At 61.9% G+C, this 12319-nt stretch carries 14 protein-coding genes; 7 read left to right on the top strand and 7 right to left on the bottom strand.

Annotated features, from left to right (window positions below):
* Positions 1 to 124: 124 nt before the first annotated feature.
* Together BBI10_RS21675 and BBI10_RS21680 are read left to right on the top strand one after the other, a co-directional pair.
* The gene (locus BBI10_RS21675) at positions 125 to 340 is read left to right on the top strand and encodes a DUF6434 domain-containing protein (RefSeq protein WP_065991661.1); all 216 of its coding nucleotides are present in this window, start codon (positions 125 to 127) and stop codon (positions 338 to 340) included.
* Positions 341 to 357: 17 nt separating this feature from the next.
* On the top strand, positions 358 to 984 hold the full coding sequence (locus BBI10_RS21680; RefSeq protein ID WP_065991752.1) for a glutathione S-transferase: 627 nt from the start codon (positions 358 to 360) through the stop codon (positions 982 to 984).
* A 12-nt stretch (positions 985 to 996) separates the two neighbouring features.
* On the opposite strand, the gene BBI10_RS21685 is transcribed toward BBI10_RS21680, so the two are convergent.
* The gene (locus BBI10_RS21685) at positions 997 to 1806 is read right to left on the bottom strand and encodes a helix-turn-helix transcriptional regulator (RefSeq protein WP_065991662.1); all 810 of its coding nucleotides are present in this window, start codon (positions 1804 to 1806) and stop codon (positions 997 to 999) included.
* A gap of 123 nt (positions 1807 to 1929) precedes the next feature.
* On the opposite strand from BBI10_RS21685, the gene BBI10_RS21690 reads away from it, so the two are divergent.
* The gene (locus tag BBI10_RS21690; protein ID WP_065991663.1) at positions 1930 to 2886 is read left to right on the top strand and encodes a threonine dehydratase; all 957 of its coding nucleotides are present in this window, start codon (positions 1930 to 1932) and stop codon (positions 2884 to 2886) included.
* A 34-nt stretch (positions 2887 to 2920) separates the two neighbouring features.
* On the opposite strand, the gene BBI10_RS21695 is transcribed toward BBI10_RS21690, so the two are convergent.
* On the bottom strand, positions 2921 to 3703 hold the full coding sequence (locus BBI10_RS21695; protein ID WP_083233213.1) for a YkgJ family cysteine cluster protein: 783 nt from the start codon (positions 3701 to 3703) through the stop codon (positions 2921 to 2923).
* A gap of 110 nt (positions 3704 to 3813) precedes the next feature.
* On the opposite strand from BBI10_RS21695, the gene BBI10_RS21700 reads away from it, so the two are divergent.
* Positions 3814 to 4056, top strand: coding sequence for a LysR substrate-binding domain-containing protein (locus BBI10_RS21700; RefSeq protein WP_244160410.1), 243 nt, complete (start codon positions 3814 to 3816; stop codon positions 4054 to 4056).
* A 31-nt stretch (positions 4057 to 4087) separates the two neighbouring features.
* Here the strand turns inward: BBI10_RS21700 and BBI10_RS21705 are convergent, their stop codons facing one another.
* The gene (locus tag BBI10_RS21705; RefSeq protein WP_065991666.1) at positions 4088 to 4861 is read right to left on the bottom strand and encodes an L-iditol 2-dehydrogenase; all 774 of its coding nucleotides are present in this window, start codon (positions 4859 to 4861) and stop codon (positions 4088 to 4090) included.
* 55 nt (positions 4862 to 4916) lie between these two features.
* Positions 4917 to 6230: an ABC transporter substrate-binding protein gene (locus BBI10_RS21710; protein WP_065991667.1), complete on the bottom strand. Its 1314-nt coding sequence runs from the start codon at positions 6228 to 6230 to the stop codon at positions 4917 to 4919.
* A 290-nt stretch (positions 6231 to 6520) separates the two neighbouring features.
* Between BBI10_RS21710 and BBI10_RS21715 the strand changes: the two genes are divergently transcribed.
* Positions 6521 to 7450, top strand: coding sequence for a helix-turn-helix domain-containing protein (locus BBI10_RS21715; protein WP_065991753.1), 930 nt, complete (start codon positions 6521 to 6523; stop codon positions 7448 to 7450).
* A 126-nt stretch (positions 7451 to 7576) separates the two neighbouring features.
* On the opposite strand, the gene BBI10_RS27350 is transcribed toward BBI10_RS21715, so the two are convergent.
* The 3 genes from BBI10_RS27350 to BBI10_RS21725 all read right to left on the bottom strand — a co-directional run bounded on the left by BBI10_RS27350 (position 7577) and on the right by BBI10_RS21725 (position 10838).
* Positions 7577 to 7738, bottom strand: coding sequence for a hypothetical protein (locus BBI10_RS27350; RefSeq protein WP_141695236.1), 162 nt, complete (start codon positions 7736 to 7738; stop codon positions 7577 to 7579).
* A 231-nt stretch (positions 7739 to 7969) separates the two neighbouring features.
* Positions 7970 to 9553: a putative bifunctional diguanylate cyclase/phosphodiesterase gene (locus BBI10_RS21720; RefSeq protein ID WP_065991668.1), complete on the bottom strand. Its 1584-nt coding sequence runs from the start codon at positions 9551 to 9553 to the stop codon at positions 7970 to 7972.
* Between the two features lie 97 nt (positions 9554 to 9650).
* Complete coding sequence (locus BBI10_RS21725; protein ID WP_065991669.1) at positions 9651 to 10838, bottom strand: MFS transporter; 1188 nt, start codon at positions 10836 to 10838, stop codon at positions 9651 to 9653.
* Positions 10839 to 10910: 72 nt separating this feature from the next.
* Here BBI10_RS21725 and BBI10_RS21730 point away from each other — a divergent pair, with 72 nt between their 5' ends.
* Both BBI10_RS21730 and BBI10_RS21735 read left to right on the top strand, forming a co-directional pair.
* Entirely contained in the window at positions 10911 to 11492 is a 582-nt protein-coding gene (locus BBI10_RS21730; protein WP_065991670.1) for a CGNR zinc finger domain-containing protein, read from the top strand.
* Between the two features lie 185 nt (positions 11493 to 11677).
* Entirely contained in the window at positions 11678 to 12226 is a 549-nt protein-coding gene (locus tag BBI10_RS21735) for a glutathione peroxidase (RefSeq protein WP_065991671.1), read from the top strand.
* Positions 12227 to 12319: the final 93 nt, after the last annotated feature.

Here is a 12319-nt window from a genome sequence, read left to right on the forward strand (position 1 = left end):
TGTGTGACTGTAGGAGGGGGGGATAGTTGAAACTAATGTGGAATGGATCCCGCGACCGGTGAGGCGCGACAGCGCGCGTTTGCCGACTAGACTGTGCGCGACCCCCTCACCTGGATTGAGCCCCATGGCATTTGACTGGCACAGCGAAACGCTTTCCCGAGACACCCCGGTCACTCACGATTACCGAAACACCCAGAACGTGCGTCGTTTCATGACCGCGCAGTGCGGGCCGGCCTTCAAGTTCGACCGTGACTTCATGGCCTGGATACGCAACGACAGCGCCAAGACCCTGGGCGATGTGGTCGATGAGTGGCAACGACGCCACGGCGATAACGCCTGATGAAAACCGGAGGCAGCATGTTCACATTATTCGGGGCGGACAGATCCGGCTCGGCCGCCATCGAGATGGCGCTCACGCTGTGCGGCGCTGATTACCGCCTGGTGGGCGCCAGTTCGCAGGCGGCCGGCGCTGGGCGCGATGAGCTCAAACGCCTGAACCCGTTGATGCAGGTGCCGACGCTGGTCATCCCCGGCGGCGACGTGCTGACGGAGAGCGCAGCCATCCTCACCCACCTGGGCCTGGCCTTTCCGCTGTCCGGCCTCTTGTCTCACGACGTCCACGAACGTGCCCAGCAACTCCGGGCCCTGGCGTACCTCACCACCAACTGCTACGCGTCCATTGGACTGATCGACTACCCGGAACGGTGGCTGCCGGACGGCGAGCCTGACCATTTAGACCGCTTGGTCGCGGGGGCGACGCGCAAGCTGCACAGTCAGTGGGAGGTGTTCAGCGATGTGTTTGACAACCCGGTTGCCTGGCACCCACATGCGCCCGGGGCCGTTGAGGTCCTCGCTTGCGTGGTCAGCCACTGGAGTGGGGCGCGGGAGCATCTGGGAAGGTCGCGCCCCGAGTTTTACGCCGCCCTCGGGGTCATTGATCGACATCCCGTCATCCACGCGGTGCTGCAGCGCCACGGTTGGTGAACGCGAGGTCAGTCACGGCGACAACTGACTGCGCAGCTTCGCCGGGCTGATGCCCATGCGCTGGCGAAAGGCCGTCGCCATATGCGCCTGGGAGCTGAAGCCACAGCCGTGGGCGATCTCGGCCAGTCTCGCCGTTGAGTCACGCATCAGGGCTCTGGCCTTGGCCAGGCGTCGGTCGATCAGATAACTGTGGGGGCTTTTGCCGGTGGTGTGCTTGAAGGCCCGCATGAAATAGCCCTCGGACAACCCCAGCACCTGCGCCATCGCCTGCACCCCCAGCGGGCCGTCGAGACCGGCGTCGATGAACTCATCGAGTCTGCGCATCCGGCTGGCGTTTATCAACCCTTGCAGCGGCGCGTCGACAGCGCTTTTGTCGTCGATCCGGTCGGCCAGGGCCAGCGCCCAGCCCTCCCAATCGTCTGCCGCCGACGTCTGCAACAGCGCTGCGCGCATCTTCATGGCGAGGGCGATCGCCTGGGGGTCAATGCGGTTATTGAAGGCGTGGTCGCCCGCCAGCGCCAGCCCGTCCGTGCGCACCAGCCGCAGGTATTCACCGCCCGTGGGCGACGCCGAGAACACGTCGCAACCGGCAGGCACGAACGCCAATCCATTGGGCACCGCGTCGAAGGGCTGCACCCGGTCGCTGCCGATGGCGTGCAGGCCGCGCTGACTTTCGAAGGCAAAGCCGACCGCCGCCTGGGTCGCCACATAACGCGTGGCATAAGCGGCGGCAGGGAGCAATTCGATCATCCACGGGCCTGCCTCGACACGGCGAACCGGTTCAGACGGGAGCGGGTCAGGGGGGAGTTTTGTCGGGTTCATGGCCTTGATAGTAATCAAGTAATTCGGCAAAAGTCAGGTCAGTTTTCTGAAAGCCGGCGCGGCGCGGGTCTGCCTAGACTGGGCCACCTTTTGGAGGACACGATTTTGAGGAGTAGTCGCCCCATGCACGGACTGACCCGCAATGATATCGAACAGGCCGCTCGCCAGGTGTACGAGGTCATGCCGCCGACCGCTCAATATGCCTGGCCGTTACTGGCTGAGCGGCTGAACAGCACGGTGTGGGTCAAACACGAAAACCACACGCCCACTGGCGCCTTCAAAGTGCGCGGCGGGATTACCTTCATGCACTGGCTCAAGCGTACCTACCCGAGCGTCAGGGGCATCGTCACGGCGACGCGCGGCAACCACGGTCAGAGCCTGGCGCTGGCCGCCACTGCGCTGGGTTTGAGTGCGTTGATCGTGGTGCCGGAAGGCAACTCCCCTGAAAAGAACAACGCCATGCGCGCGCTCGGCGCCAACGTGATCGAATGCGGCCGGGATTTCGACGAAGCGCGGGAGGAAGCCGCGCGGCTGGCGGACGTGCATGGGCACTATTTGGTCCCGCCTTTCCACATCGAGCTGCTCAAGGGCGTGGCCACGTATGCGCTGGAATTGTTCCTGGGAGCGCCGGATCTGCACACGGTTTACGTGCCTGTCGGGTGTGGGTCAGGAATTTGCGGAGTGATTGCCGCCCGCGACGCATTGGGCCTGAAAACCCGGGTGGTCGGCGTGGTGTCCACCGAGGCGGCGGCCGCCAAGTGGTCGTTCGAGGAAGGCACCATATTGCAAACCCCGTCGGCGAACACCTTTGCCGACGGCCTCGCCGTGCGCCGACCCGTTCCGGCGGCATTCGCCATTTACAGCGTAGGGGCGGAGCGCATTGTCGCCGTCAGCGAAGACGAGATTGCCGAGGCCATGCGCGTGTACTACACCGACACCCACAACCTCGCCGAAGGCGCAGGGGCCGCTGCACTGGCGGCGCTCATTCAGGAACGCCGGTCCATGGCAGGGAAAACGGTCGGGGTGATTCTGTCCGGCGGGAATGTGGACCGGTCGGTGTATGCGCGGGTAATTGCCTGAAGCGGTAAGCGGCAAGCGATTCAGCAGGCGCCGGTCAGCGGGGGATCGCGTGGAAGATGTAATCGTCGCTGGGTGAGTCGGCCATGGGCACGGACTGAGCGTTGAGATACGCCCTCAACGGCGGGTCTTCTGCCTTGATCTGCCAGGGTTGATCCGTGGGGTTGGCATCGACCTCAGCGCTTTCGCAGGCGGCGAGCAGCGTTTCGACCGAGGGCTGGTGAATCACCAGACCGTTGCCTTTCCAGCCGGCGACGGTCAGGCCGAGGCTTTCGCACACCGCCACTTTACGCCGGGCATCATCGCGGTCGGTCTGGCGCGATTGCTGGACCAGCATCGCCAGCCCCTGATCCGATGCCAAGAGGCTGCCCTGCTGCCAGCTTTCCGGCGGGCAGTCCTTGGCTTGAGGTTTCAGCTCAATGAAAGGACTGATCTCCATCGGGTAGATCCGGCACACCATCGGGCGCTCCAGGTACACCGAGCAGAGACCGTCTTTTTGCAGGTTCGGGCATTCAGGGATCGCATTGGCGGCCAGAATCACCGTCACCCGCAGCGTGCCCGAACCGCCAATGACCGGCGCAGACCGCCCGGCGTTGTAGGCATACTCGGGCGAGTCGACGGGCCAGAGAGAATCGTCGAACGCCTCCAGCAACACCCCTACGGGGTGGCCGCGTTTGAGCCAGGTCACGGCTTCGGCCAGGGTCAAAGGGACGAAGCGGCCACGGCAGCACGCGCCACACCCGACGCATTCGAATCGTTGGTCGGTGTCGACGCCTGGTGCGCCGGCTATTGAAACCTTTTCTGATTCTTGGCTATCCATGTCACCTGGGTCGCGTATTCGTTAAGCGGGAATGATTCGGACGAGGGCGCGATCGCGTGAGTCCTGGGGTTATGTGCCCTCTATCAGTGGGACCACCGCCGGCAACAACAGTGCGATCTTTAATCGATCTGGCCGGTCACCTTTACCCGTGCGGTGTGTGGGTGCCGTTGTCCTTGGTGGCCGAGCATCTGCAAGGCGGGCGGCTGGTGCAGATGCTCGCCGAGTGGAGCCCCAACTATTCAGGCCTGTGCCTGTATTACCCCGCGAACCGCCATCCGCCCATGGCCTTGCGCTTGTTTGTGCAGGCGGTGCAGGAGTGGGCGGGCCAGGCGCGGCGCGACGCACAGAGGTGAATGGGCCCGGCGAGTGGCGTCTTTTCAGGGCTCAACTCATCCAGTTGCCGCCATCGACGTTGTAGGTCTGGGCGACGACATAATCGCTTTCCGCTGACGCGAGAAAGATCGCCATGCCGGTGAGGTCTTCGGCGGTGCCCATGCGGCCGTAGGGCACTTCCTCGCCGACGAGCCTTTTCTTCTCGCCCAACGGCCGGTTCTCGTGTTTGGCGAACAACGCATCCACGCCATCCCAGTGCTCGCCGTCGACGACCCCCGGTGCGATCGCATTGACGTTGATCCTGTGCTTGATCAGGTTCAGTCCGGCGGATTGGGTCAGGCTGATGACGGCGGCCTTGGTCGCGCAGTAGACGCCCACCAGTGCCTCGCCGCGACGCCCGGCCTGGCTCGCCATGTTGATGATCTTGCCGCCATGACCCTGGGCAATCATCTGCTTTGCCGCCGCTTGAAGGGTGAACAACGTGCCGGCGACATTGATCGAGAACAGCCGCTCGTAGCTCTCGCGGGTGATGTCGGTGATCGGTGCCAGATCAAACAGTGCGGCGTTGTTGATCAGGATATCCAGCTTGCCGGTGGTGGCGACGACGGCCGCAATCGCCGCGTCGATGGAGGATTGATCCGTAACGTCCATCTTCACCGCGTAGGCGCTGGCGCCCAGTTCGTTGGCGGTCTGGGTCGCGCGCTGCAGATTGATGTCGGCGATGGCCACTGTCGCGCCTTCGCGAATATAGGCCTCGGCGTAGGCCCGCCCGATACCCCGGGCCGCGCCTGTGATCAGGGCGCTTTTACCTTCGAGTCGTTTCATTGAAAGAGTCATCCGTCATGGGGTGAGGTCCGGCCGACTTCCGTCGGCGGGGGGTTTATTGCTTCGGGTAACCGGCGCGCTTCATTTCCCGCTCCGTCGTCGACTGCGCGGCCGCCAGTGCCTGCTCGACGGAGGTCTGACCGGTGAGTGCGGCCGAGAAGAGTTTGCCCACCGACGTGCCGATGGCCTGGAATTCCGGGATGGTCACGTACTGGATGCCGACATAGGGCACCGGCTTGGCCGAGGGGTGCGTCGGGTCGGCGTGTTTCATCATTTCCAGTGTCACCCTGGCGAACGGCGCGGCCTTGAGATAGGCGTCGCTGTAGGTGGAGGTGCGGGTGCCAGGCGGCACGTTGGTGATGCCATCCTTCTGGGCCACCAGCTGGATGTATTCCTTGGACGTGGCCCAGGTGGTGAACGTCTTGGCGGCGTTCTTGTGTTTGGAGGTCGCCGGAATCGCCAGGGACCAGGCGTACAGCCAGGACGACCCCTTGTCGGTCACTTCAACGGGCGCCGCGGCGAATCCCACGCTGTCCACGACCCTGCTTTGTTCTTTGTCGGTGGTGAACGAGCCTGCCACGCTGGCATCGACCCAGACCGCGCATTTGCCGCTGTTAAACAACGCGAGGGTTTCGTTGAAACCGTTGCTGGAAACACCCGGTGGCCCATAGTTTTTCAGCGTGTTGACGTAGAAGTTGGCAGCGGCCGTCCACTCGGGGCTGGTCAGCTCGGGTCGCCATTGCTCGTCGAACCAGCGGGCGCCAAAGGCGTTGGCCATGGTCGTCAGCAAGGCCATGTTCTCGCCCCAGCCGGCCTTGCCCCGCAGGCACATGCCGTACTGACCCTGGTCCGGGTGGTGCAGCTTGGCGGCAAACTCGCCGAGCTGGGTCCAGGTCGGGTGCTCGGGCATGCTCAGCCCGGCTTGTTTGAACAGGTCGGTGCGGTAGTAGGTCACCGTGCTCTCGCCATAGAAGGGCAACGCATACAGGGTGTCCTTGACCGACAGGCCCTGGCGCACGGACGGGATGATGTCTTCGAGGTCGTAGCTGGCCGGCAGGTCCTTCATCGGCTCAAGCCAGCCTTTTGCGCCCCACAACGGCGTTTCATAGGTGCCGACGGTCAGCACATCAAACTGACCGCCCTGGGTGGCGATGTCGGTGGTCAGCCGCTGGCGCAGGACGTTTTCTTCAAGCACCACCCAGTTGAGCGTGATGTCGGGGTGCTGCTCTTCGAATACCTTGGACAGCCGCTGCATGCGGATCATGTCGTTGTTATTGACCGTAGCGATGGTGATCGTTTCGGCAGCCTGACTGATGCCCGCCAGTGACAGACCGGCAGACAGCAGCAGCGCGTGATGGGTGATCTTCATGGTGATCTCCAGTCCGCGCTGGCAGCGCGGAATCGTTATTGTTGTTTTGAGCCCTGCCGATCAATCTGACGTGTCACCTCGGGGCAGTGGCGTGTCGATTACAGCAGCTTGGACGGCCTGCAACAAACACGCTGAGGATGTGCCGCTGATGCTTTTTTAACCGCACAGCCCAGCCATGCGCCAGGCTAAAAAAGTATCAGTGTGCAGTGACAGCCGAGGTGGAGCAGGGCGATGCGATGGGCGTATGGTGCGTCGATGCGTGCGCCAACAACGACAAAAAGGGGCAGACCATGCCTGCGAGCCGAACCGCCTTATTCGAGCAGTTGCCTGCCGAGCTGGAAATCATCCTGCCGGCGCCCCAGCAGAGTTTTCGCTGGTACGAGCACGACTATCCCTATGCGCTCGCGCGCTGGAATCACCATCCCGAGTACGAGATTCATCTGATCCGCAAAGGCAGCGGCAAACTGGTGGCGGGCGATTACATCGGCGCCTTCGGCCCCGGCCATGTGGCGCTCATTGGCCCCGATCTGCCCCATGACTGGATGGGCGATCTTGCGCCGGGGGAGCACCTGCAAGGCCGGGACGTCGTGCTGCAATTCGACGGCGCTACGTTGCTGGCGCTGCGCGAGTCGATGCCTGAGCTGGGTGAATTGCAGGGATTGTTCGACCGCGCCCGCCGCGGGCTGGAATTTACCGGCGAGACCGCCCTGCGGGCCGCCGACCTGCTCGAGCGCATAGGCTCGGCGAACGGGTTACAGCGCTTGCTGCTGTTTCTTGAGCTGCTCAATACGCTGAGCGGAGCGTCTGACAGAGAAGCCCGTACGTTGGCGAGTGCGTGTTATGCGCCGACACTGGATGCCAAAAGCGCCGAGCGTGTACACCGGGCGTTCGACTACCTGCAGCGGGAGCTCACGGGGGATATCAGGCTGTCGGTGATCGCCGAGCGGTTGCACATGAGCGAACCGGGGTTCTCGCGGTTCTTCAAACGCGCCACGGGGCATGGGTTCATCGACCTGATGCGCAAGCTGCGCATTCAGAAGGCCTGTCGGCTGCTGCTGCAGACGCAGATGTCCATTGCCGATGTCTGTTTTGAGGTGGGTTACATCAACCTGTCGAATTTCAATCGACATTTTCGCTACGAGATGAAGCAGACGCCGTCGGATTATCGAAGAGCCACGGCGGCGGCTTTATTCAGCTTGAACACGTTCAAGGCGTCGTAGGCGATCTTTACCGTGTTGAGATGAACCCATGCCACGTCCAAACGATGGCTGGGCGCCGATAGGGAGGCAGCTGACGGTCAGTCAGCGCCGCCCCCCGGTGATCTCACACTCAGGCCAGTGCCTGACTCACGCCTGTTCGTCGTGCTCGGTCGCATCATCGTCGTGCTTGAGCGCCGGCTTCATGCCTGGCTGCGGCGCGTGCACGGCATCCGGCGCGACTTCTTCGCCGTGGTTCTTCTTCTCTTGCTGGACTTTTTTGTCGTGGGCGACGTTACGTGGATCGGTCATGGGAATTCCTTGATCTGGCAGATGATTCGAATGCCCACCGACGCAACACGTTAGCCGTGAGTGTCGGGGCAAGGTTTGGAGTCAGTGCCGGCTTCAGCGTTCAGTGCATTTCAAACCGCGATCACCGAGCTGAAATACCTGACGCGAAATAGCTGATCGGCAATGGCCGACCCGCCATGACCGGGAAACCGCGCGCAAGAGGAGATTGCCAGCGCATGTGCCCGCGAACTTTCAGCCGGCTTGCTGCGCAAACGACGAATGGGTGTAGCAGAACAGGCTGGAAGCCGGCTTCGGACGGCCGTACAGATAGCCCTGGGCGTAGTTGCATCCGCTGTTGGCGAGCCACGACGGCAGGTGAGGCAGGTGAAACTCCTCGACGCCTTCAGCCGTGACTTGCATTTTGAGGCTGCGCGCCATGCCCAGAATCGCTTCGACCATCGGCAGGTGATCGGTCTGCCCGGGCTCAAAGAACGACCGGTCTATTTTGATCTTGTCGATGGACAGGCGGGTCAGGTGATACAGGCTTGAATAACCAATCCCGAAGTCATCCAGCGCTACGGTAACGCCGTGGTCGTGCAATTTGCTCAGGTTCTGCCGCGCCACGTCCAGGTTGCCGACCAGGGCCTCCTCGGTGATTTCGACTTCGAAGCGATGATACGCAAACTGCTCTTGCCTAAGCTGCTCCAGCAACTGATCGGGAAACAGCGCGTCGGTCACCATGCTGGCGCTGACGTTCATTGATAAGCGCAAGCGGTCATCCCAACGATTGGCCGCGCGACAGGCTTGCTTGATCAACGAGTGCGTCATGGACGGGATCAACCCCAGGCGCTCAAGCACCGGAATGAAGTCGGAAGGTGGGGCGGTGCTGCCGTCGGGCTTGAGCCAGCGCGCGAGAACTTCAAAGCCCACAACCTCTTGAGAAGGGAGCGCGACGATCGGTTGAAAGTACGGCACGATTTCGTCTGCTTCCACCGCCCGTCTCAGTGCCAGTTCCAGATCGGCCTGGGCCCGGCGCTGCTTTTCATATTGGCTGTCATAAAAGTTATAGGTTGAACGCCCGTCTTCCTTGCCCCGATACATTGCGGTGTCGGCACAGTGCAGCAATGCCGAAGCGTCCTGCGCGTCTGTCCACGACCGTGCAATGCCAATGGTGGCGCCCAACGCCGAAGGTTCGACGGCGCCGGACAATGGCGCGCCGAGCCGGGACACAGCCGCCTCGGCGATCTGGCACAGCTCGGACTGGTGTTTGAACGTGAGAAACAGCAGGCAGAACTCATCGCCGCCCAATCGCACCGCCACGCCGCCGTTATCGTCAGCGATGGCTTCGAGCCTGCGCGCGATTTCCACCAGCACAATGTCGCCGGCGGCGTGACCATGCTGATCATTGACCGCCTTGAAGTGGTCCAGATCGATGAGCATGACCGCCGCGGGCCGCTTCAAACCGAGCTGATTTCTCACCATGTCCATGAAGATGCGACGGTTGATCAGCCCGCTCAGCGAGTCATAAGTGGCCAGGGTTTCAGTCTGCGCCTGTGCCTGTTTCAGCCTGAGGTAGCTGGACCGGGTATTGGCGATCAGGCGTCTGAGCAGAATGGTCGGGATGATCAGTGAAATCAGAGAAAACCCCGTGACGGTCAGGACGAATCGCCATCTTTCGGCATCCTCAAAGTCAGCGTCATAGGGCAGGGCGAGCCAGTGCATCACCCAGGCTTCGAGCTCGAATTCCCACACAATGGAAAGTCCGACCACTGTGGACAGCGTGATCAGCAGCAGTACTGGCAGGCGACAGGGGTTGCGGCGGTGCAGGTCATTCATGTCAGGCCTCACTGGGCCGGAAGGATAATCGTGATGTCAGACTGCCATCTTCTCACATAGGTTCATACCGTTGATCGCAGAGTTCCTGAATAGCTGATCAGCCGACAGACGCTCTGGGCCCCGATCTGTGCAGTAGCAGCAAGGAGGCGAGAACGCCTGCGAGCCCTACGCTTCCGAGCGCTAACCAGGTCTCGACTGGGCTTCGGTTCAATATGAGCCAGCTTCCCACGTAATAACCCCCGGTGCCGCTGAGTGCCCCTATCGCACTCATCAGGCCAAAGAACGTTCCCTGGCTGCCATCCGGTGCCAGCGATGCGGTCATGCTTTCAAGCGTGGGCAACAGGATGGTCTCGACAACGGTGTAGGCCACGATAAACAGCAGAAACCATTCGATGCCGCGCAGCATGGCGACACTGGCGAACGTGACTGCCGCTCCCAGATACGCCCAGGTTGTCAGTGATGCCGGATTCACTTTCGTCAGCCAGCGCTTCGCCAAAAGGATGAACGCCAGACCGACGACCCCGTTTACGACGTAAATGGCGGAAGCTGCATGGGGGCCGGCTAATTGCCCCGCGTACATCGGGAATGCGACGTAGAGCTGCGGGAACAGGAAAAACCATGGCAATGAAACAACGATCAATCGCCACAGCCCGCCGTCTGTAGTCGCAGTTTTCAGGCTTTTAAGGACGGGCTGCCTGCTCAACCTCACTGATGATCCATACGTTGATCGGCAGGCAACGGCGCTGAGACTGATGAACACTACTGCGCTCATGCCGAAGGCCACGCGGATGTCAGCCAGGCCGGCAAGCCCACCGATAATGGGCCCCACCGCCGCTCCGGCGTTCAACATCTGGTTGTTGGAAGCGAAGAGGGCCGAGTGGCATTCTCTGGGTTGCCGGCCGAACACCCCATAAACGCCACCCTCGTAGCAGGCGACTCCGGAACCTGCGATCACCGCACAGCCAATCCATGCGCTCACTCCATCGAACGCGCTGAACCCGAGAAATCCCAAGCCCCTCAGCAGCAGGCCCAGGGTAATGACCCAGTGCGAGCCGAACCGATCAGCGATCGCGCCCGCGGCAAGTGGCAGCACTTGTGCGCAAAGCAGATTGGCGGACATCACCGACGCCAGTGCAGCTGCGCCGAACTGGAGGTTGGCTGACATGTACAGCGCCAGCAGCGGTATCGTCATGAAATGGGAGGCGTTCATCAGCCCCTGCATCCACAGCAATCTGCGGATATCCGGGGGCCAGGACGGTTGTTCGGCTGGGTCTTCCTTGATCATATTGAGGACTCGTAACCATCAATGATAGTTTGATGGTTACTTACATCGACGGTCTTTGCAACAGGAGCGGGCATGCAGACTCAGAATCAAGCAGCACCGGGCGATCTCGAATGCGTTCGGCGCTTTATCAATACCTGGTCGATTCCCAACCAGACGCGTGTGGAGACGGACGAACTGCCGCAGCTATGCCATGACGCCGAGCGATGGCGCGACGAGCTTTCGCTTCGTCCCCCGGCCGCCAGCGATACGCTGGACAGACTGCTGACGTTGCGCTCGGACCTGCGCAAGTCCTGCGAGGGTCTGGATGACGGGAGTCATTTGCTTAACGCCTGGTTCTCGCGCGTGGCTCTGTCAGTGCAGGTCAAGTCGGTGAAGGGCGTGCCGCAGATAGTGGTGATGCCGGCCGACGACAGCTGCAGCGCCCACCTATTGGCGGCGGTGGCCAATGCCCTTTCATCAGGGACATGGTCTCGACTCAAGACCTGTGGCGATTGCCGTTGGGCTTTCTATGACAACACTCGCAACGTCAGTAAACGCTGGTGTGGGATGACCAAGGGCGGCGCGGAGGGCAGGGCGTGCGGGACAATTGCCAAGGTTAGCGCCTTCAGAGCGCGCGCTGCAGCGAAAAAGAGCCCGGTAGCGGACAGAGGCTAGCGGCCAGCCTGGCCTGGATGAGAACGCTTGAACTGCAGGACCTGGCTCTTTCAGAGTGGGCAGACGATCGACCAACGCCTCGCAAAACATGACCGAATCATCGGCCGCATGCTTTAAGGTGTCCCTGAAGGCCGACCGATGAGGGTTGGCCCCAGACACGTCAAACCAGCAAACAGGAGCCACCCATGACCGATTCTCTGTACGACATTCCCCTCAAGCAAATCGATGGCACGCCAGCCAATCTGGGCCAGTACAAGGGCAAAGTGCTGCTGGTGGTGAACGTGGCCTCCAAATGCGGGCTGACGCCGCAATACGAAGGGCTTGAAAGCCTTTACCAGGGCAAGAAGGACGCCGGACTTGAAGTGTTGGGCTTTCCGGCCAACAACTTCAAGGAGCAGGAGCCTGGCAGTGACAGCGACATTCAGTCCTTTTGCTCCACCACGTATGACGTGCACTTCCCGCTGTTCTCGAAGATCTCCGTCGCCGGCGACGACACCCATCCGCTCTACCGCGAACTGACCGCCGCCCAGCCCGCAGCCACCGGCGACGGACCGTTCCGTGAACGCCTCAAGGGCTACGGCATCGAAAGCGGCGCGGGCACCGACGTGCTGTGGAACTTCGAGAAATTCCTGATCGGGCGAGACGGCAAGGTGATTGGCCGCTTTGCGCCGGATGTGACCGCAGATGATCCACGGCTGACCGCGGCCATTGACGAAGCCCTGAGCGCCTCCTGAGCGCCTGAGGATTTAGCCGGGCGCCCAGCCTGAGCGCGAGCGTCCAGCACCCGAGTCACAGCGGCGCATGCAGCGGCTGCTGTGAGCGGGCAG

Origin of the sequence: Pseudomonas graminis (assembly GCF_001705435.1) — a bacterium.
Taxonomy (GTDB): Bacteria; Pseudomonadota; Gammaproteobacteria; order Pseudomonadales; family Pseudomonadaceae; genus Aquipseudomonas; species Aquipseudomonas graminis_B.

Coding starts and splice junctions, on each gene's coding strand:
- BBI10_RS21675 (WP_065991661.1), top strand. CDS start 125: ATGGCATTTGACTGGCACAGCGAAACGCTTTCCCGAGACACCCCGGTC.
- BBI10_RS21680 (WP_065991752.1), top strand. CDS start 358: ATGTTCACATTATTCGGGGCGGACAGATCCGGCTCGGCCGCCATCGAG.
- BBI10_RS21685 (WP_065991662.1), bottom strand. CDS start 1,806: ATGAACCCGACAAAACTCCCCCCTGACCCGCTCCCGTCTGAACCGGTT.
- BBI10_RS21690 (WP_065991663.1), top strand. CDS start 1,930: ATGCACGGACTGACCCGCAATGATATCGAACAGGCCGCTCGCCAGGTG.
- BBI10_RS21695 (WP_083233213.1), bottom strand. CDS start 3,703: ATGGATAGCCAAGAATCAGAAAAGGTTTCAATAGCCGGCGCACCAGGC.
- BBI10_RS21705 (WP_065991666.1), bottom strand. CDS start 4,861: ATGAAACGACTCGAAGGTAAAAGCGCCCTGATCACAGGCGCGGCCCGG.
- BBI10_RS21710 (WP_065991667.1), bottom strand. CDS start 6,230: ATGAAGATCACCCATCACGCGCTGCTGCTGTCTGCCGGTCTGTCACTG.
- BBI10_RS21715 (WP_065991753.1), top strand. CDS start 6,521: ATGCCTGCGAGCCGAACCGCCTTATTCGAGCAGTTGCCTGCCGAGCTG.
- BBI10_RS27350 (WP_141695236.1), bottom strand. CDS start 7,738: ATGACCGATCCACGTAACGTCGCCCACGACAAAAAAGTCCAGCAAGAG.
- BBI10_RS21720 (WP_065991668.1), bottom strand. CDS start 9,553: ATGAATGACCTGCACCGCCGCAACCCCTGTCGCCTGCCAGTACTGCTG.
- BBI10_RS21725 (WP_065991669.1), bottom strand. CDS start 10,838: ATGATCAAGGAAGACCCAGCCGAACAACCGTCCTGGCCCCCGGATATC.
- BBI10_RS21730 (WP_065991670.1), top strand. CDS start 10,911: ATGCAGACTCAGAATCAAGCAGCACCGGGCGATCTCGAATGCGTTCGG.
- BBI10_RS21735 (WP_065991671.1), top strand. CDS start 11,678: ATGACCGATTCTCTGTACGACATTCCCCTCAAGCAAATCGATGGCACG.